Annotated in this window: 11 protein-coding genes and 1 riboswitch; of the genes, 8 read left to right on the top strand and 3 right to left on the bottom strand. The window is 64.8% G+C overall.

Annotation, left to right across the window (positions count from 1 at the left end):
* Positions 1-72 precede the first annotated feature (72 nt).
* The gene (locus tag IFT76_RS00630; RefSeq protein ID WP_342365557.1) at positions 73-2,457 is read left to right on the top strand and encodes a UvrD-helicase domain-containing protein; all 2,385 of its coding nucleotides are present in this window, start codon (positions 73-75) and stop codon (positions 2,455-2,457) included.
* Between the two features lies 1 nt (position 2,458).
* Here the strand turns inward: IFT76_RS00630 and IFT76_RS00625 are convergent, their stop codons facing one another.
* From IFT76_RS00625 to IFT76_RS00615, 3 genes are all read right to left on the bottom strand, one after another.
* Complete coding sequence (locus tag IFT76_RS00625) at positions 2,459-4,486, bottom strand: response regulator (protein WP_192057106.1); 2,028 nt, start codon at positions 4,484-4,486, stop codon at positions 2,459-2,461.
* A 2-nt stretch (positions 4,487-4,488) separates the two neighbouring features.
* Positions 4,489-5,973, bottom strand: a complete 1,485-nt coding sequence (locus tag IFT76_RS00620) for an ATPase domain-containing protein (protein ID WP_240998775.1) — start codon at positions 5,971-5,973, stop codon at positions 4,489-4,491.
* 136 nt (positions 5,974-6,109) lie between these two features.
* A complete protein-coding gene (locus IFT76_RS00615) occupies positions 6,110-7,165 on the bottom strand; it encodes a hypothetical protein (RefSeq protein ID WP_192057105.1) in 1,056 nt (351 codons plus the stop codon).
* A 174-nt stretch (positions 7,166-7,339) separates the two neighbouring features.
* On the opposite strand from IFT76_RS00615, the gene IFT76_RS00610 reads away from it, so the two are divergent.
* From IFT76_RS00610 to cobN, 7 genes are all read left to right on the top strand, one after another.
* Positions 7,340-9,001, top strand: coding sequence for an MFS transporter (locus IFT76_RS00610; protein ID WP_192057104.1), 1,662 nt, complete (start codon positions 7,340-7,342; stop codon positions 8,999-9,001).
* Complete coding sequence (locus IFT76_RS00605) at positions 8,998-10,170, top strand: HlyD family secretion protein (protein ID WP_185793362.1); 1,173 nt, start codon at positions 8,998-9,000, stop codon at positions 10,168-10,170. Before IFT76_RS00610 ends, IFT76_RS00605 begins: the two co-directional genes overlap by 4 nt.
* A gap of 218 nt (positions 10,171-10,388) precedes the next feature.
* A complete protein-coding gene (locus IFT76_RS00600) occupies positions 10,389-11,417 on the top strand; it encodes an ABC transporter substrate-binding protein (RefSeq protein WP_192057103.1) in 1,029 nt (342 codons plus the stop codon).
* Positions 11,414-12,454 carry a FecCD family ABC transporter permease gene (locus IFT76_RS00595; RefSeq protein WP_122478133.1) on the top strand — a complete coding sequence of 347 codons (1,041 nt, stop codon included), beginning with the start codon at positions 11,414-11,416 and terminating at the stop codon, positions 12,452-12,454. The genes IFT76_RS00600 and IFT76_RS00595 overlap by 4 nt, the downstream gene beginning before the upstream one ends.
* Positions 12,451-13,206, top strand: a complete 756-nt coding sequence (locus IFT76_RS00590) for an ABC transporter ATP-binding protein (RefSeq protein WP_122478131.1) — start codon at positions 12,451-12,453, stop codon at positions 13,204-13,206. Before IFT76_RS00595 ends, IFT76_RS00590 begins: the two co-directional genes overlap by 4 nt.
* Positions 13,207-13,237: 31 nt before the next feature.
* Positions 13,238-13,433, top strand: a riboswitch (cobalamin riboswitch).
* 90 nt (positions 13,434-13,523) lie between these two features.
* Entirely contained in the window at positions 13,524-14,588 is a 1,065-nt protein-coding gene (gene cobW, locus IFT76_RS00585) for a cobalamin biosynthesis protein CobW (RefSeq protein WP_192057102.1), read from the top strand.
* A 3-nt stretch (positions 14,589-14,591) separates the two neighbouring features.
* Complete coding sequence (gene cobN / locus IFT76_RS00580) at positions 14,592-18,344, top strand: cobaltochelatase subunit CobN (protein ID WP_192057101.1); 3,753 nt, start codon at positions 14,592-14,594, stop codon at positions 18,342-18,344.
* Positions 18,345-18,353: the final 9 nt, after the last annotated feature.

The raw sequence follows: 18,353 nt of genomic DNA, 5'->3' as shown, positions 1-18,353 counted from the left end.
CAGAGGGTGTGCAGCGTTTGAAGGTGGGATCTTTGGTATATTGCGGTCCTCGCGATATGCCCAGGAGTTTTCGTGTCATCGCAACCTACCGACAAAGACCGTCAAGCCCCAGGCCTGATCGCCCGGGGCTGGCGGTGGCTGCGCTCGCAGCAGCGTGACGCCTGGTTTCACACGCCGCTCACGGAAGCTACCGCGCCGGCCCCGCCTGGCGAACCACCTCCCGAGTCACAGTCGAAACGGCCGCCCCGCGCGCCGAAAAAATCCGTCACCTCACAAGCGCCACAGCCGTTGCTGTTCGCGCCCTGGCAGCTCGAACTGACGCCAGCGCTGAAGAAAACCATCAAGGCTGACGTCGCTACCCGCCTGCCCGAACACGCCCAGCCCAGCCCTGCGCAGTGGAAAATGATCTTCAGCACGACACCCGCCACGTGCGTGGTGGCTGGTGCAGGTGCAGGTAAATCCACATCGTTGGTACTGCGCGTGCTTGTGCTTCACCACTACATGGGCTTCGAACTCGACAGCCTGAGCGTGGTGACCTTCACCCGGGAATCACGTCGAGACTTTATCAAGAAGTTGTGCCAAGTCTTTGATATGTGGGAAGTACCTTACGTATTCGAGAAAGTACGTGAAATGGTCAGAACCTATCATTCCCTGGTTCTGCCGCTGATTCACGCGCTGCCTGGGCTGGCTGAGGTGCGCGCTTTCGAAAACCTCGGGGCGGCAGCAACGGGTAGCGAGGAAGCGAATCCGTTCCAACTGCGGCTCAACGACACCCAGCGTCAGTTGATGAACGAATGCTATCGCAGCCTGATGAGTAGCGATCCTTCGTTCAGTGGTCACATCGGCAGCTTGCGCGCGAGCGCAGCCCAACTGCGCAAGCTGGACCCGCAGGATCCCGATGTGCAGAAGCGGCTCAAAGCCCTCAGCCTGGCCAGCGCTCGCGACGCCGAACTGTGTGACTTGATCGAAGAACACTGGCGTGCGCAGGATGCCTGGCCTATAAAGGGGATCAAGATAGATCGACAAGCCATTGATATAAAAGGTTTTACCTTTCATGCGCATGGTTACATTGCACGGTTGAACACCTGGGTCGTGCTAGGGTTCGAACCCGGTACCGATGCCCAACTCACCCGGCCCACGGCCAAGATTCCAATCTGGGGCGAATGGGCAGTCAAGCGCACCCTGTTTCAAGCTTTCTGTGATAAGCCGCTGATATGGCTGGATAATCCTTCCGATGCCAAGAAGGTTTTGACGTCCTTGAACAGCAAAGGGTTGACCGGGCCCGGGTTCGAATACCAGTTGCCCGGCGAACTTGCCCCGGCGCCGCTGCTGGACTGTTTCGTGGCTGCCGCGACCTTCATCGAGAACCTCGGAGTGCAGGTCGTCGACGCCATCGACCGGATGAGCTGGAACGCGGAAGATTCCGAAGCGGACTTTTTCGCTGCCTTGCGCCTGTTCTGGCCGGCACTCGAAGCGCATCTGCAAAACCAGACGCCGCCAGTCATGCTGTTCAATCGCATGTTCGCCTTGCTTGGCGAAGGGCCAGGCTCGCGAGTCAGCGAACTGCCTGACGACGCACTGCGCCCCATGTCCCATCTGCTCGTCGACGAATTCCAGGATATTTCCGCACAGATCGTTGGCTGGTTGAGGGCCAGTCTTGCGGAAATCCTGCGCCGCAGCACCGCGTTGGCCGGTGAGCGAGCCGCGCAGCACAGCTCGCTGATGTGCGTTGGCGACGACTGGCAGTCGATCTATGGCTGGCGCGGCAGTAACCCAAGCTACTTCATGCAGTTCAACCGCACCTTCAGCGCTCACAAGCACACGCGCGTACTGCTGATCGACAACTACCGCAGCCATCAGGCGATCATCGACGCCGCCGAGCATATCGTGGCGTCGGCACCGGCCATACCCGGCAAGAAGGCCCTGGCCCGTCGTGTATTCGATCGCGAGCCATCGCCTGTGACCCTCTTGAGTCGAGACCTTGCCGATCTGGCACGGCGCGCCGCCGAGCATCACGCTGCAGGCGACTCGATTCTGGTGCTCTATCGTCGCAACAGTGACCGCCAGGCTTTGGCCGAGCATATCCAGGGCCTGCTGCAGGCAGATCAAGCGTTGCCAGCCGAGCAGCGTCGTTTGCGCCAGCTCACGTTACACAGCGCCAAGGGTCTGCAGGCCGACGCGGTATTTCTGCTGGGCGATTGCCAGTATGCCAGTCGCTCGCCCTACAAGAACCAGGTCTATGCCCTGGCGGGCCTGGCGCAGGCGGATCAGGTGGACGGTTACGACAGTGCCCAGCACGAGGAAGCGCTGCGCCTGGCCTATGTCGGCATCACCCGGGCCATCCACAGCTGCTATTGGTATGTGGAAACCGCTGCCAAACCAGGCGCCCGCGCCTCGGATCGAGTGGACGCCAGAATGCCGTGCTTCAACGATGTGCGGACCAAGCCCAAGCGCTGATTCAGGCCTGGGACATCTCCCGCACCTTGGCCGTGAGCACGTCGAACGCGAACGGCTTGGTGATCATCTGCATGCCGTCATCGAGAAAACCGGCGCGCACTTCGGCGTGCTGGGCATAGCCGGTGATGAACAGCACCTTGAGTCCCGGCCGCAGATGGCGCGCGACTTCGGCCAGTTGCCGACCGTTCATGCCGGGCAGGCCGACGTCGCTGATCAGCAGGTCAATGCGCTGCCCGGACGCCAGGATCGGCTGCGCGGCGCCGGCGTCGGCTGCCTCCAGATAGCAGTAACCCAGTTCGCGCAGGACTTCGCACACCAGGCTACGCACGGCATGGTCATCCTCGACGATCAAAACCGTTTCGCCATTGGTGGCCATCGGCGATTCGATCACCGGCGCAGTGGCCTGGGGCAGTTGCGAGGCATAGCAGCGCGGCAGGTAGAGCTGCACCGTAGTGCCCTGGCCGGGGGTGCTTTGGATCGCGACGTGGCCCCGCGACTGCTTGCTGAACCCGTAGATCATCGACAGGCCCAGGCCAGTGCCCTGGCCAATGGGCTTGGTGGTGAAGAATGGATCGAAGGCGCGATTGATCACGGCCTGGTCCATGCCCGACCCTGTGTCGCTCACACTGAGCATGATGTAGTCGCCCGGTGCCAGGTTCTGGTGCGCACTGGTAAAGCTCTCATCGAGGTGCCGATTGGCCGTTTCAACGATCACTTCGCCAAGCCCTGGCATGGCATCGCGGGCATTGATCACCAGGTTGAGCAGGGCACTTTCCAGTTGATGGGGGTCCGCCTCGGCTATCCACAGTTCAGGATCCAGGTGCATGCGCAGCGCAATGCTTTCATTGAGGCTGCGGTGCAGCAGTTCTTCCATCGACTGCACCAGTCCGTTCACCTGGACTGGCTTGGAATCCAGTGACTGGCGGCGGGAAAACGCCAGCAGGCGGTGAGTGAGGGATGCGGCGCGGTTGGCCGAGCTGATACCCATGTCGATCAGCTTGGGCAGGTCGTCGAGCTGGTTGCGGCTCAGGCGTCGGCGCATCAGCTCCAGGCTGCCGATGATGCCGGTGAGCATGTTGTTGAAGTCGTGGGCGATACCGCCGGTCAACTGGCCCACCGCTTCCATTTTCTGCGCCTGGCGCAGGGCCTCTTCGTTGATCCGTACCTGGGCCGTGCGTTCCTCGACCTGCTGTTCCAGATTGCCGTTGAGTTCACGCAACTGTTGTTCGGCGGCTTTCTGTTCGGTGATATCGGTGGTAACCCCGACCAGTGCCTGGATGCGTCCCTGCCTGTCGGGAATGGCGCGGGCGCGCATGTCCACCCAATGCACTGAACCGTCAGGCCAGCTGTTGCGGAACTGCAAGGCGAAGTCGGCGCCCAGCTGCAGGCTGTTGATCAGTGCCTCCTGCATCATGGCCTGATCGCCCGGATGCACGCACAGCAGCCAGTCTGAGTAGTCGAAACGGGTGCTGGGCTCGATGCCGTAGTGGGTGCGGGTCCGGTCCGAGCAGTTCAACTGCAGCGGGTTGCAGGTCAGCTCCCAGGCTCCCAGGCGCCCGGCACTCATGGCGTGCTGCAAACGCTGTTCACTTTCGCTCAGGTCCAGCAGACGGTCACGCGCTTCATATTGACGGCGCCGACCCCGAATGGCCGTCTTGGCCAGGCTGATCAAGGTCAGCGGGTGAAACGGGCGTTCCACGAACGTGACGTTGCCCAGGCGCGCAGCGAGCAGCATGGACTGCGCCTGGTCGGCCGCGCGTTGATGGGTCATCAGCACGATCGGCAAGTCGGACCAGGCCGGCTGCTGGCTCAGGTACACCAGCAACGGCTGCATCCTGGCTTCGGACAGCGCTTCGTTGGCGACAATGCAGACACCTGCGCCTTCGCGCTGCAAGTGCGTACAGAGATCGTCGACGTCTGCCACGGCGATGCCTTGAATACCTGCCTGTCCGAGAATCTGCAGGGCCACCTGGCTGTCGCGTCCCATGGGGGCAAGCACCAGCACTCGTTCCGATGTGGGTATCGACATCTTCACTGATCATCTGCTTCAAGCAGGGGACGGGCTTCGCCGACGTAGGTCGGGACACCGCGCAACACCCCCTGGAAAGCGCTCAGTGGCTCACCGACCTTCATGCCCTGGCTGCTGATCTTGTATTCGCGAATGGTGTTCTCGTGGCCGCCAAAGCGCTTCTTGATCACCGACACCGCACGCCGCACGTTGCCCAGCGCCTCGAAGTAGCGCAGGAGAATGACGGTGTCGGCCAGGTAGGTGATGTCCACTGGCGCCTTCATGTCGCCGACCAGCCCCTGTTGGGCCACGGTCATGAAGGTCGAGGCGCCCAGGCGGTTGAGGTACAGCAGCAGCTCATGGATGTGCAGCACGGGTGTGCTTTCGCCCATCATCGCGGCGTGGTAGCCATTGATGCTGTCGATCACCACTGTCTTGATGTCGTGCAGGATGACGCTGGTGCGGACCATGTGGGCAAATTCGCCCGGCGACTGTTCAGCGGCGTCCACCTGCTGGATGACCATCTTGCCACTGCGCTGATAGGCTTCCAGATCGATGCCCAGGTTTTTCATGCGCTCGAACAGCAAGCTGAGCTCTTCGTCGAAGATGAACAGCGCCACTTTTTCGCCACGGGCCACGGCCGCAGCGGCGAAAACCATGGAAATGAGCGATTTGCCGGTACCCGCGGGGCCGATGATCAAAGTGCTCGAACCGTTCTCGACGCCGCCGCCCAGAAGGGCGTCCAGCTCCGGGATGCCCGAAGTCAGTTGGGTACGCTCGTAGCGGGCGCGATGTTCGGCCGCAACCAAGCGCGGATAGACGTGTATCCCGTCGGCCTGAATGGTGAAGTCGTGATAACCGCCGCGGTATTTCTGCCCGCGGTACTTCATGATGCGCAGGCGCCGGCGCTCGGCGCCGTAGTCCGGCGCGGTTTCTTCCAGGCGAATCACGCCGTGGGCGATGCTGTGCAGGGTCTTGTCCAGTGGCTCGCTGGTCATGTCGTCGAGCAGCAGGACGGTCGCATTGAAACGCGCAAAATAGTGCTTGATGGCGAGAATCTGCCGCCGATAGCGCAGCGAGCCCTGAGCCAGCAGACGTACCTCGGACAAACTGTCCAATACCACCCGTGAAGGCTTGACCCGTTCGACTTCGTCGAAGATCTGCCGCGTCGCTTCGCCCAGTTCAAGGTCGCTGCTGTAGAGCAGGCTCTGCTGCTGTTGCAGGTCGAGCACCAACTCCGGCGGCGTCAGCTCGAACACGGTGACGCGCTCGTCCAGTTCCCAGCCGTGGGAGCGAGCGCCTTCGCGCAGTTCCTTGGTGGTTTCGGACAAAGTGATGTAGAGACAGGTTTCGTTCTGCGCAACGCCTTCGAGCAGGAACTGCAGGGCTACCGTCGTCTTGCCCGCACCCGGTTGACCCTCGAGCAGAAAGATATGGCAGCGGGTCAGACCTCCACCAAGAATGTCGTCCAGCCCGGCGATACCGGTGGCTGCTTTGGCCGTCGTCAAAAAGGTGTCCTCGGGTAGCGGAAGGGGCTGCAGTGCAGAACGCGACGCAGCTTGATACTGGACACCGGGCCGTGGGCGGGGTTCCGAGCTCATTCAGACAAAAACGGGCGAGGGTGGCCCTGGAAAAGCCGCGACTTCACAACCCCTGCTGCAGGCTGGGGTCGTCGGCGTTCTGCTGCTCGAGTTCGGCCAGCAGCACCTGCACGTTCTGCAGCTGACCGGTTTCTTTCCAGTACTGGATCAGCAACACCCGTGCGCGTCGGTTGGCCGGGTCACGACGCAGGATCTCTTCGAGCTGCTTCTGCGCCGCTTCGACCTGCTGCAGGTCGTGCAGGTTGGTGGCCAGTACATAGCGGTAGTCATTGTTGTCCGGTGCCAGCTCCACCGCACGAGCGAGGGCGAGCAGGGCGTATTCATCCTCGTCATGGGCCATCAGCCACAAGCCCAATTGCTGCTGCAACAGGGCCGATTGTGGATGCACCAGCAACTGTTCGGCCAGCAGACGCCGCGCCTGGTCACTTTTGCCCTGGTGCTCGTACAGCTCGACCTGCAGCGCAATGGCTTCCAGATCATCGGGCTGGAGCAGGCGATAGCGGGCCAGCGCCTGCTCGGCTTGAACATGCTCGCTCTCGTGCAAGTACAGCCGGGCCAGCGCCAGTTGGGCGGCAGCGCTGTCGTTCTGGCCCTGCAGGGCAGCAATCCAGGCGTTCACCACCTTGTCCAGGTGGCCGAAATACAGGCCCAGTTCATCGGCTGGCAAGCCGAGCAACCCCCGCGCGGCGTGAAAGCGGATCGACTCGTCACGGTCTTCCAGCAAGGGCCCCAGCAGTACGCTGCGCTGGCTCTCGGGGACCAGGCCGATGACGGCATCGATTGCCGCATGGCGCACGTCGGCAAGCTCGCTCTGCAAGTCGGCAGTGGCGAGTTTGAGGGCTTGAGGACTGGGGTAGTTGGGCAGTTCGGCGTACAGCGCAGCGCGCCGCTCGGCGCTGAGGTCGGTGCGGGCCAACTGCTGATAAAGCACTCGTGCGGCGCCCGGCTGACCATGGCGAGCCTGGCTCAGAGCTTTGCCGTAGCCCTGCTGCGGCGCTGCCGGAACCGTATGGGCCGCAGGGCGCCAGGCGTACCAGAGCGCTATCAGCAGCAGTGCCACGAGCAGCAGGGTCAGCGGAAGGCGAACGCGTTTGAACATGCGGGTATCCGAAAGGGCGCAGGCTTGGCCGGGGCATTCAGCTTGGGTCACTGCCGGGGTGCAGTCAAATCATGGCAGCGACGAGCATTGGCAAGCCCCCCGCGGGTGAGGTTTACTAGCGCCCAATCTTCGTCGTTTCTTCGTCGTTTCTACGCTCCCCGCCAAGGCCACCGCATGACCCGCTACACGAGCCGCGATTGGCTGCCCCATGAAAAGCCGAACTTGCCGGGCTCTCCCTCGACGCCTCTGCATTCGACGCGCAAGCGCCTGGCGTTCGGTATCGTCGGCCTGCTGGTGGCACTGACCGGCGGCCTCGGCAACTCGCTGGTGGTGGCGAACCTGCAATTCCTGCAGGGCGCGCTCGGCGCCACGGCGGCGGAGATGGCCTGGCTGCCTGCGGCCTACGTGATGACCAATGTGTCGATGAACCTGCTGCTGGTGAAATTCCGCCAGCAGTTCGGTCTGCGCACGTTCACCGAATTGTTTCTGATGCTGTATGCGCTGGTCACCTTTGGCCATCTGTTCGTCAACGACCTGGGGTCGGCGATTGCCGTGCGCGCTGCCCACGGCATGGTCGGGGCGGCGCTGAGTTCCCTGGGTCTGTACTACATGATCCAGGCGTTTCCTGCCAAGTGGCGTCTCAAGGCCCTGGTGCTGGGCCTGGGCACCTCGCAGCTGGCCTTGCCGCTGGCGCGGGTGTTTTCCGAGGACCTGCTGCAGATCGCCGAATGGCGTGGCCTGTACCTGTTCGAACTGGGCATGGCGCTGCTGACCCTGGGTTGTGTGTTCCTGCTCAAACTGCCGCCGGGCGACCGCTTCAAGACCTTCGAGCCGCTGGATTTCCTCATTTTCGCGATTCTTGCCTCCGGCATTGCGCTGCTCTGCGCGGTGCTGTCCCTGGGCCGGATCGACTGGTGGCTGGAGGCACCCTGGATAGGCTGGGCCTCGGCTGGGGCCATCGTGCTGATCCTCGGTGGCCTGACCGTGGAGCACAACCGCAGCAACCCGATGTTGATGACCCGCTGGCTGGGCAGCGGTGTCGCCATCCGCCTGGCCCTGGCGGTGATCCTGACGCGCATGGTGCTGTCGGAGCAGTCCACCGGCGCGGTCGGTCTGTTGCAAGCGTTGAACATGGGCCAGGAGCAGATGCGCACCCTTTATTGCGTGATGCTCTTCGGCGCGGTGGCGGGGCTGGCCGTGAGTGCCTGGACCATCAACCCCGAGCATCTGTTCATGCCACTGATCATTGCCCTGGCGCTGATGGCGGTGGGTTCGGCCATGGACAGTTTCTCCAGCAACCTGACGCGTCCGGCCAACATGTACGTCAGCCAGTTCCTGCTGGGCTTCGGTGGCACGTTTTTCCTGGGCCCGACCATGGTGCTGGGCATGCGCCACGTGTTGACCAACCCGCGCAACCTGGTCAGCTTCTCGGTGCTGTTCGGTATCTGCAACAATTTGGGCGGGTTGATCGGCGCCGCGTTGCTGGGCACGTTCCAGATCGTCCGCGAGAAATACCATTCGAGCATGATCGTCGAGCACCTGACCCTCATGGACCCGCTGGTCCAGGCGCGGGTCAGCAATGCCGCCGCCAGCTACCTGGCGCACATCGCCGACCCGGCCCTGCGGGCCACTTTGGGCACCCGTGCGCTGGCGACGGCCGCCACGCGCGAGGCGAACGTCATGGCCTACAACGATGTCTTCATGCTGATCTGCATCATTGCCGTATTGACCATGCTGTGGATCTTCGTCCGCAGCCTGTGGCTGATGAGCACCACCCGGGCGGTGACCACCGCCGCGACACCTACCGTATCCACCAGCGGCGCCAGCACTTCATGACCGAACCGACGTCCACGACCACCAATGCCATCGCCGCCACGCCCGAAGGCCAGACCCCACCGCCCAATCCAGCGGCCACCGAACCCCGTTCGCGGCGGGTGCGGGTACTATCCAGTCTGATTTTCGCCAGCATCGCGTTGGTGGGGGTGGCGATCGTGCTGTACGCCTGGCAACTGCCTCCGTTCAGCAGCCACATCGAAAGTACCGAAAATGCCCTGGTGCGTGGCCAGGTGACGATCATCGGGCCGCAACTGGCAGGCTATGTGTTCGAAGTGCCGGTACAGGACTTCCAGTTCGTCAAGGCAGGCGACCTGCTGGTACGCCTGGACGACCGTATCTACCGCCAGCGCCTGAACCAGGCGCTGGCGCAGGTCCAGGTGCAGAAGACCGCCTTGGCCAACAACCTGCAACAGCGCCGCAGTGCCGAAGCCACTATTACCCAGCGCCAGGCGGCGGTGGCGGACAGCGAAGCGCAGGCGCGCAAGGGCGCTGCCGATCTGGGCCGCAACCAGAACCTGATCAGCGACGGCTCGGTGTCGCGCCGCGAGCTCGATGTGACCCGCGCTGCCAACGCCCAGGCGCTGGCCTCGGTGGCACAGGCCAAGGCTGCGCTGGCCATTGCCCGCGAAGACCTGCAGACGGTGATCGTCAACCGTGACTCGCTGGCCGCCAACGTCGCCAACGCCGAAGCCGCGGTAGAGCTGGCACGCATCGATCTGGACAACACGCGCATCCTGGCGCCGCGCGACGGCCAGCTGGGGCAGGTCGGCGTGCGCCTGGGGGCCTATGTGAATTCCGGTGCGCAACTGATGGCGCTGGTTCCCGATACGCTGTGGGTCATGGCCAACATGAAGGAAACCCAGATGGCCGATGTGCGCATCGGCCAACCGGTGAGCTTCACCGTCGATGCCCTCGACCACCTGCGCCTGCGCGGCCATGTACAGCGCATCTCACCGGCCACCGGCTCGGAGTTCAGCCTGTTGCAGGCCGACAATGCCACCGGCAACTTCGTCAAGATCGCCCAGCGCATTCCGGTGCGCATCACCGTGGACCCGGACCAGGACGGGGCGCATCGGCTGCGCCCCGGCATGTCGGTGGTGGTCAGCATAGACACGGGCTATGTGGTCGAGCAGGACCGTACCGACCGGCCCCGCGACGGCGCCCCCTAGGCAGGCAATCGGGGTGTCCACAGCGCGTTGCGCGGGTTAAACCATTTGATCTTTGCCGACGGGTCGCCTACCGTCTGCGCCGCTTGTCTTCGCCCAGAGCAGGAAGCCGGTTCGAATCCGGCGCGGTCGCGCCACTGTGATCGACATGTTGCATGTCGTCAGCCAGACCTTGCTGTGGGTTTCTTCGATCTGTTGGACGCGCCATCCAAGGAGTTGCAATGAATCTTCCTGCCGTATTCGTCCGCGCCAGCGTCGCTGCCGTCGGTCTCTTCGCTGCCGTCGCCAGTCACGCCGCCACCCACTATCCACTGACGCTGCCCAACTGCGGCGCGCCCTTGACCGTCCAGGCCGCGCCGCAGCGTGCCGTCAGCCTGGGGCAGGCCAGCACCGAAATTCTCCTCTCGCTGGGCCTGGCGCCACGCATGGTGGGCACCGGGGTCTGGTTCGGGCCGTTGCCCGAGCCTCTGCGCGCGGCCAATGCCCAGGTGCCACGCCTGGCCGACAACGCCCCCAGCTTCGAGGCGGTGGCCAATACCGCACCTGACATCGTGGTGGCGCAGTACACCTACCACGTCGGACCCAACGGCGAAGTTGCCAAGCCCGAGCAACTGGCCAGCCTTGGCATCCCTTCCTATGTGTCTCCCAGTGACTGCGACGGCAAGGAAGTCACCGCCACCTCCAATGCCGACGGCAGCCGCAGCCAGGTGTTTTCCATGGCACTGGTGGACAAGGAAATCCGCGAGCTGGCGAGCATCTTCGATGTCGAGGCGGCCGGCGAGCGCCTGACCGCCCAGTTGCACGCACGCATCCAGAAAGCCAGCGAGCGCGCCGGCAGCGCCGGGCACGCACCGCTGTCGGTGGTGTACTGGTTTTCCAGCACGCGCCTGGAAGGCGACCCCTGGGTGGCCGGCAAGAGCGGCGCGCCTGGCTATATCAACCGTCTGCTGGGCCTGCGCAACATCGTCGACAGTGACGAGGAATGGCCTGGGGTCAGCTGGGAAAGCATCGCTGCGAGCAATCCCGATGTCATTGTCGTCGCGCGCATGCAACGGCGTCTGTACCCGGCCGACGATGTCGAGAAAAAGCTGGCGTTCCTGCGCAGCGACCCGGTGACCCGTGAGCTGGATGCCGTGCGCAATGGCCGCATCATCGTGGTCGATGCGCAGTCGTTGAACCCCTCCATGGATGTCGTGCGCGCGGTGGAAGACATCGCTGCCGGCCTCGAGCGTACACGGGCCACACCTTGATCCAGCGCCTGGCGCGTGAAGATGGCTGGGTCTGGCGCCTCCTGTTGGCGCTGCTCGCCCTGGCGACGTTGAGCGTGTCGATCGCCCTGGCGGTGTCGGTGGGGGAAATGGGCATTGCCCTGGCCACGGTCGGCAAGGCGCTGCTCAATGGCGTGGGCCTGGCCGACTACCCGGTGCCGAGAATCATCCAGGGCATCATTTGGGAATACCGCCTGAGTCGCGCGCTGGTTGCCGCCTGTTGTGGCGCCGGCCTGGCGATCTGCGGCGCGGTGTTGCAGGCGCTGCTGCGCAACGTGCTGGCCGAACCCTACGTGCTGGGCATCTCCGCAGGCGCCTCGACCGGCGCGGTGGTGGTGATGCTGCTTGGGCTGGGCGGCGGCGTGATCGGCATTTCCATGGGCGCGTTTCTCGGTGCGGCCCTGGCGTTCGGCCTGGTGCTGCTGCTGGCTGCCGGCACTCGCAGCGGCCCGGCGCAGGTGATCCTTGCCGGTGTCGCCGGATCGCAACTGTTCAATGCGCTGACGGCCTATATCGTCTCGACCTCGGCCAATGCCGAGCAGGCACGCAGTGTGATGTTCTGGCTGCTCGGCAGCCTGGGCGGGGTGCGTTGGCCCGATGTAGGCCTGGCCGCGGTGGTGGTCGGGGCGGGCCTGGTGCTGTGCCTGTACTTCGCGCGGGCGCTGGATGCCTTCGTGTTCGGCGAAGACGCTGCCGCCACCCTTGGCGTGCCTGTGGTCGCGGTGCGGCTGGTGTTGTTCGCGACCACCGCGCTGATCACCGCGACCATGGTCAGTATCGTCGGCGCAGTGGGTTTCGTCGGTTTGGTGGTGCCCCACATTGCGCGCTTTCTGGTGGGGCCCAGCCACGTCCGGCTGTTGCTCGCCTCGGTGCTGATCGGCGCCAATTTCATGGTGCTGGCCGATATCGTCGCGCGCATCATCGTGCCCGGCCAGGTATTGCCCATCGGGGTGGTCACGGCCCTGGTCGGCGCCCCGGCGTTTGCCTTGATCCTCTACCGCGCGAGGCGTCGAGCATGAGCCTGCAACTGCACCAGGTCAGCTGGAAAGCGGGTGGGCTGCTGATTCTCGACGACGTCAGCCTGGCCATCACGCCCGGCAGCATGGTCGGTCTGATCGGCCCCAATGGCTCGGGCAAGTCGTCGCTGCTGCGCCTGCTGGCCGGGCTCGGGCGTCCCAGCCAGGGGCAGGTCACACTCGACGATCAGCCCATGGCGGACGTATCGCGGCGAGCGGTCGCGCGGCAGGTGGCGATGGTGGAACAACACGCCAGCACCGAGGTGGACATTCGCGTACAGGAGGTGGTGCGCCTGGGGCGCACGCCGCACCGCTCGCCGTTCGCACCGTGGCTGCGCGAAGACGACCTGGCGATTGCCCAGGCCCTGGCCCAGGTCAACCTGAGCGGCCATGCACAGCGGCGCTGGCACACCTTGTCCGGCGGCGAGCGGCAACGGGTGCAGATTGCTCGCGCCCTGGCCCAGCAGCCTAGCGAACTGCTGCTCGACGAGCCCACCAACCACCTCGACATCCAGCACCAGCTGGAATTGCTGCAACTGATTCAGAACCTGCCGTTGACCTGCGTGATGGCGATTCATGATCTGAACCTGGCGGCGATGTTCTGCGACGTGCTGGTCGTGCTCAAGGGCGGCCGTCTGGTTGCCAGTGGTGCGCCGGCGCTGGTCTTGACCGAGCGGCTGATCGCCGAGGTCTATGGTGTTCATGCCGAGGTTAGCCTGGCCGGCGGCCGCCCCCATGTACGCTATCGGGTCTGAGCCGTATCACTGACACGTCCCGTGCCCTGTGGTAGCCTTGCGCGTTCGAGGTTCTCTGCCCAGCAGAGCTAAGACGGGAACGCGGTCCAAGCCGCGGCTGCCCCCGCAACTGTAAGCGATGAAGGCTGCGCCAAGGCCACTGCGAACGCTCGCGGGAAGGCGCCGCAGCCTGGGCCAGAATGGCCGGCATCGCGAGCCAGGAGACCTGCCTCGACTGTTCTTTCCTATTCAACCGGGCGGGGTGATCCGGTGACGAATGCTGGCGCCTGCCGTTGCGGCGCTCGTCTCGTGCCCTGCCGCGCAATCAGGGCGACCCGATGAAAACGCTGTCCAAACTACCCGTCACCATCGTCACCGGCTTTCTCGGCTCGGGCAAGACCACCTTGCTGCGCCATATGCTCGACAACGCGCAGGGCCGCCGCATCGCCGTGATCGTCAACGAATTCGGCGAGCTGGGCATCGACGGCGAGATCCTCAAGCAGTGCACCATCGGCTGTACCGAAGAAGAAGCCAATGGCCGGGTCTACGAGCTGGCCAACGGCTGCCTGTGCTGCACCGTGCAGGAAGAGTTCTTCCCGGTCATGCGCGAGCTGGTGGCACGGCGCGCCGACCTCGATCACATCCTCATCGAAACCAGCGGCCTGGCCTTGCCCAAGCCGCTGGTCCAGGCCTTCCAATGGCCGGAAATCCGCAGCGCCTGCACGGTCGATGCGGTCATCACCGTGGTCGACAGCCCGGCCGTGGCGGCGGGTACCTTCGCAGCCTTCCCCGAGCAGGTCGATGCCCAGCGCAAGCTCGATCCCAACCTGGACCATGAATCGCCGCTGCACGAGCTGTTCGCCGACCAGTTGGCCAGCGCCGACCTGGTCATTCTGAACAAGGCCGACCTGATCGACGCAGACGCCCTGGCTGCGGTGCGCGCCGAGGTCGCCGAGGAACTGCCGGCGGCAGTGAAGGTGGTCGAGGCCAGCAGTGGCCGTTTGCCGCTGGCGGTACTGCTGGGCCTGGGCGCAGAGTCCGAGCAACACATCGACGGCCGCAAGACTCACCACGACCACCATGAAGGCGACGACCACGACGACCACGATCACGACGCCTTCGATTCGATCTCCATCGAGCTGCCGCAGGCCGAAGAAGCCAAGCTGCTGCAGGCGCTCAACGCTGCCGTGGTCCAACACGGCATCCTGCGCGTCAAGGGCTTCGCGGCCATTCCGGGCAAGCCGATGCGCCTGCTGATCCAAGGCGTGGGCGCGCGTTTCGACAAGCACTTCGATCGTGCCTGGGGCGCAGACGAAGTGCGCAGCACGCGCCTGGTGCTGATCGGTCAGGAACTGGATGCAGCGTCGCTGCAAGCGCAACTGCGCGCCGCGCTGGAAGCCTGACCGATGCACCTGCTGAGGACCCAACCCGGCGGCTTCGTGCCGGACGACAGCATCGCCGACCTCGGCCAGACGCCCGCCGAACTGGTCATCCTCTGCAGCGGCGATTCGCACCTGGCCTTGCTGGCCGAGGCCAGCGAGCGTCTGCCGGCCGACTACCCGAGCCTGCGCCTGGCCAACCCCATGCAGGTGCAGAATCATTCTTCGGTCGACCTCTACGTCGACCAGGTGCTGCGCCACGCCAAGGTCATTCTGATTTCCCTGCACGGCGGCATCGGCTACTGGCGCTACGGCGTCGAGCAGTTGATGCAGCTGGCCGAGCGGGGCGTGCAGGTCATCCTGGTGCCAGGCTGCGATCGCCCCGATCCCGAACTGGCCGAGCGCTGTACGGTGCCTGCCGAGCAAGCCGACCGCCTGTGGCAGTACCTGCGCCAGGGCGGCATGGAAAACGCACGCAACCTGTACGGCTACCTCGGCAATACCTGGTTCGGACGCACCGAACCGTGCGAAGCGCCTCAGACGCTGCCGCGCACGGTCATCTACCATCCGACGCAACAAACCGCCGACCTGGCCCACTGGCAGACGCAGTGGCAAGCGCAATGGCCTGTGGTGCCGTTGCTGTTCTATCGCTCGCACCTGCAGGCGGCCAACACCGGTTTCGTCGACACCTTCTGTGCCAGGCTGCAGGCGGCCGGGCTCAATCCGTTGCCGATCGCCGTGGCCAGCCTCAAGGAAGCTGCATGCCTGGCGCAGGTGCAGGACTGGATGGACGAGGCGGGCGCCGCGATCATTCTCAACACCACCGGCTTTGCCCAGTCCAGCCCGGAAGCACCGCACCTGCGGCCGTTTCGCCGTGACATTCCGGTGATCCAGGCCATCTGCGCGCAGGACAACCAGGCATTGTGGCAGGCGAGCGAGCAGGGTCTGGGCGCGCGCGACCTGGCCATGCACATTGCCTTGCCGGAGCTGGACGGGCGCATCATCAGCCGGGCCATCAGCTTCAAGGACCTGGCCTGGCACAACGAGCGCAGCCAGAGCGACGTGGTGTGCTACACGGCGCATGTCGAGCGCATGGATTTCGTCGCCGAACTGGCGCGCAAATGGGCCGCTTTGGCGCGTCTGCCCAATGCCGACAAGCGTGTCGCCCTGGTGCTGGCGAACTATCCGACCCGCGATGGCCGAATCGGCAACGGCGTCGGCCTCGACACTCCGGCTGCGGCGCTGAACATCCTGCGCGCGATGCAGCAGCAGGGCTATCCGGTGGCCGATCTACCCGACAGCGGTACGGCGCTGATTCACCTGCTGCTCGGCGGCGTGACCAACGATCTGGAACAACTGGACCTGCGCCCCTGTGCCCAGAGCATGGCGCTGGACGACTACCTTGCCGCCTTCGCCTTGCTGCCGGCGGCCAATCAAGCCGCCGTGCGCGAGCGCTGGGGCGAGCCAGGTGCCGACCCCATGTGCCGTAACGGCCGGATGATGATCGCCGGTCTGCGCATGGGCCTGACCTTCGTCGGCATCCAGCCGGCGCGCGGTTACCAGGTGGACGTCAGCGCGGTCTACCACGACCCCGATCTGGTGCCGCCCCATGGTTACCTGGCGTTCTATTTCTGGCTGCGCCACACCTACGGCGCCGATGCGCTGATCCACGTGGGCAAGCACGGCAACCTGGAATGGCTGCCGGGCAAGGGCGTCGGGCTGTCCGAGCAGTGCTGGCCCGATGCGGTACTGGGGCCAATGCCGAATATCTACCCGTTCATCGTCAACGATCCGGGCGAGGGCGCCCAGGCCAAGCGGCGCACCCAGGCGGTGATCATCGACCACCTGATGCCGCCGCTGACCCGCGCCGAGACCTACGGGCCGCTGCGCGATCTGGAACTGTTGGCCGACGAGTACTACGACGCGCAGATGCTCGATCCGCGCCGCGCCCAGGCCCTGGAACAGGACATTCTGGCGCTGGTGCGCGAAACCCGCATCGATCACGAGCTGCAGATGGCCGAGGGTGCCGAAGCGGCGGTGTGGCTGCCGCGCCTGGACACCTATCTGTGCGACCTCAAAGAGTCGCAGATACGCGATGGGCTGCACGTGTTCGGCGAGTCGCCCCAGGGTCGCCTGCGTGCCGATACCCTGCTGGCACTGCTGCGCATTCCTCGGGGCGACGGCCGCGGCGCCCAGGCCAGTGTGCTGCGAGCATTGGCCAAGGCTTTCGAACTGGGTTTCGATCCGCTCGACTGCGACCTCGGCGCACCCTGGAACGGACCACGGCCGACTGCCCTGGCCGCGATCAGCGAGGAGCCCTGGCGCAGTGCCGGCGACAGCCGCGAACGGCTCGAACTGTATGCCGCCCAGCTGATCGAGCAGGCCTTGAACGGTCCGCTGGAACTGGGCGAAGGCTGGAGCGACGTGCAACTCATCCTGGGCCACCTGTGCGACACCGTGGCACCGCGTCTGGATGCCTGCGGACCGGCCGAAATGCACGGCCTGCTCAGCGCATTGTCGGGCCGTTTCGTGCCCGCCGGGCCGAGCGGGGCACCCAGCCGCGGGCGCCTCGACGTGTTGCCCACCGGGCGCAACTTCTTTTCCGTGGACGTGCGCAACCTGCCGACCACCACTGCCTGGCGCATCGGCTTCGCCTCCGCCAACCTGATTCTCGAGCGGCACCTGCAGGACCATGGCGATCACCTGCGCCAGCTGGGCCTGTCGGTCTGGGGCACGGCGACCATGCGTACCGGCGGCGACGACATCGCCCAGGCCATGGCGCTGATGGGTGTGCGCCCGGTGTGGGCCACCGGCAGCCAGCGGGTGGACGATTTCGAGATTCTGCCATTGAGCCTGCTCGATCGCCCGCGGGTGGACGTGACCTTGCGGGTGTCCGGGTTCTTTCGTGATGCCTTCGCCAACCTGTTGCGCCTGTTCGATGCGGCCGTGCAGGCCGTGGCGGCGCTCGACGAGCCCGACGATCTCAACCCGCTGGCAGCCAAGGTCCGTGCCGAACAGGCGCAACTGCTGGCCGAGGGCGTGCCTGCCGAGCAGGCCGCCCGCGAGGCGGGCTGGCGTATCTTCGGCGCCAAGCCCGGTGCCTATGGCGCCGGGGTGCAAGGGGCCATAGACGGCCGCCTGTGGCAGACCCGCGAAGACCTGGCCGAGGCCTACCTGAACTGGGGCGCCTATGCCTATGGTGCGGACGACGAGGGGACCGCCGCACGCGCACCTTTCGCCCGGCGCCTGGGGCAGGTCCAGGCCGTGCTGCAGAACCAGGACAACCGCGAGCACGACCTGCTCGATTCCAACGATTACTACCAGTTCCAGGGCGGCATGCTGGCCGCTGCGGAAACCCTGGGCGGGCAGAAGACCGCCAGTTACCACGGCGACCACAGCCAGCCAGACGTGCCGCGCGTGCGTACCCTGAAAGAAGAGCTCAACCGCGTGGTGCGCGCCCGCGCGGCCAATCCGAAGTGGATCGAAGGGGTCAAGCGGCACGGCTACAAGGGCGCCTTCGAACTGGCCGCGACGGTCGACAACCTGTTTGCCTTCGATGCGACCACGCACCTGATCGACGATCACCAGTACGCGTTGCTCACCGACGCCTACCTGCTGGATCCTTCCACCCGCAGTTTTCTGCAGGAGCACAATCCGGCGGCGCTGCGCGACATGGCCGAACGTCTGCTCGAGGCTCAGCAGCGAGGCCTGTGGGCTGAACCGGGCGACTACCGACAAGCCGTGGAAGACCTGCTGCTGGATACCGAAGAAGATGCCTGAAGAGATCCC

Origin of the sequence: Pseudomonas sp. CFBP 13727 (assembly GCF_014841915.1) — a bacterium.
In the GTDB taxonomy this organism is placed as follows: Bacteria; Pseudomonadota; Gammaproteobacteria; order Pseudomonadales; family Pseudomonadaceae; genus Aquipseudomonas; species Aquipseudomonas baltica.
Note: the sequence above shows the minus strand (reverse complement) of the source record. Positions and strands in the feature narration are given on the sequence as shown.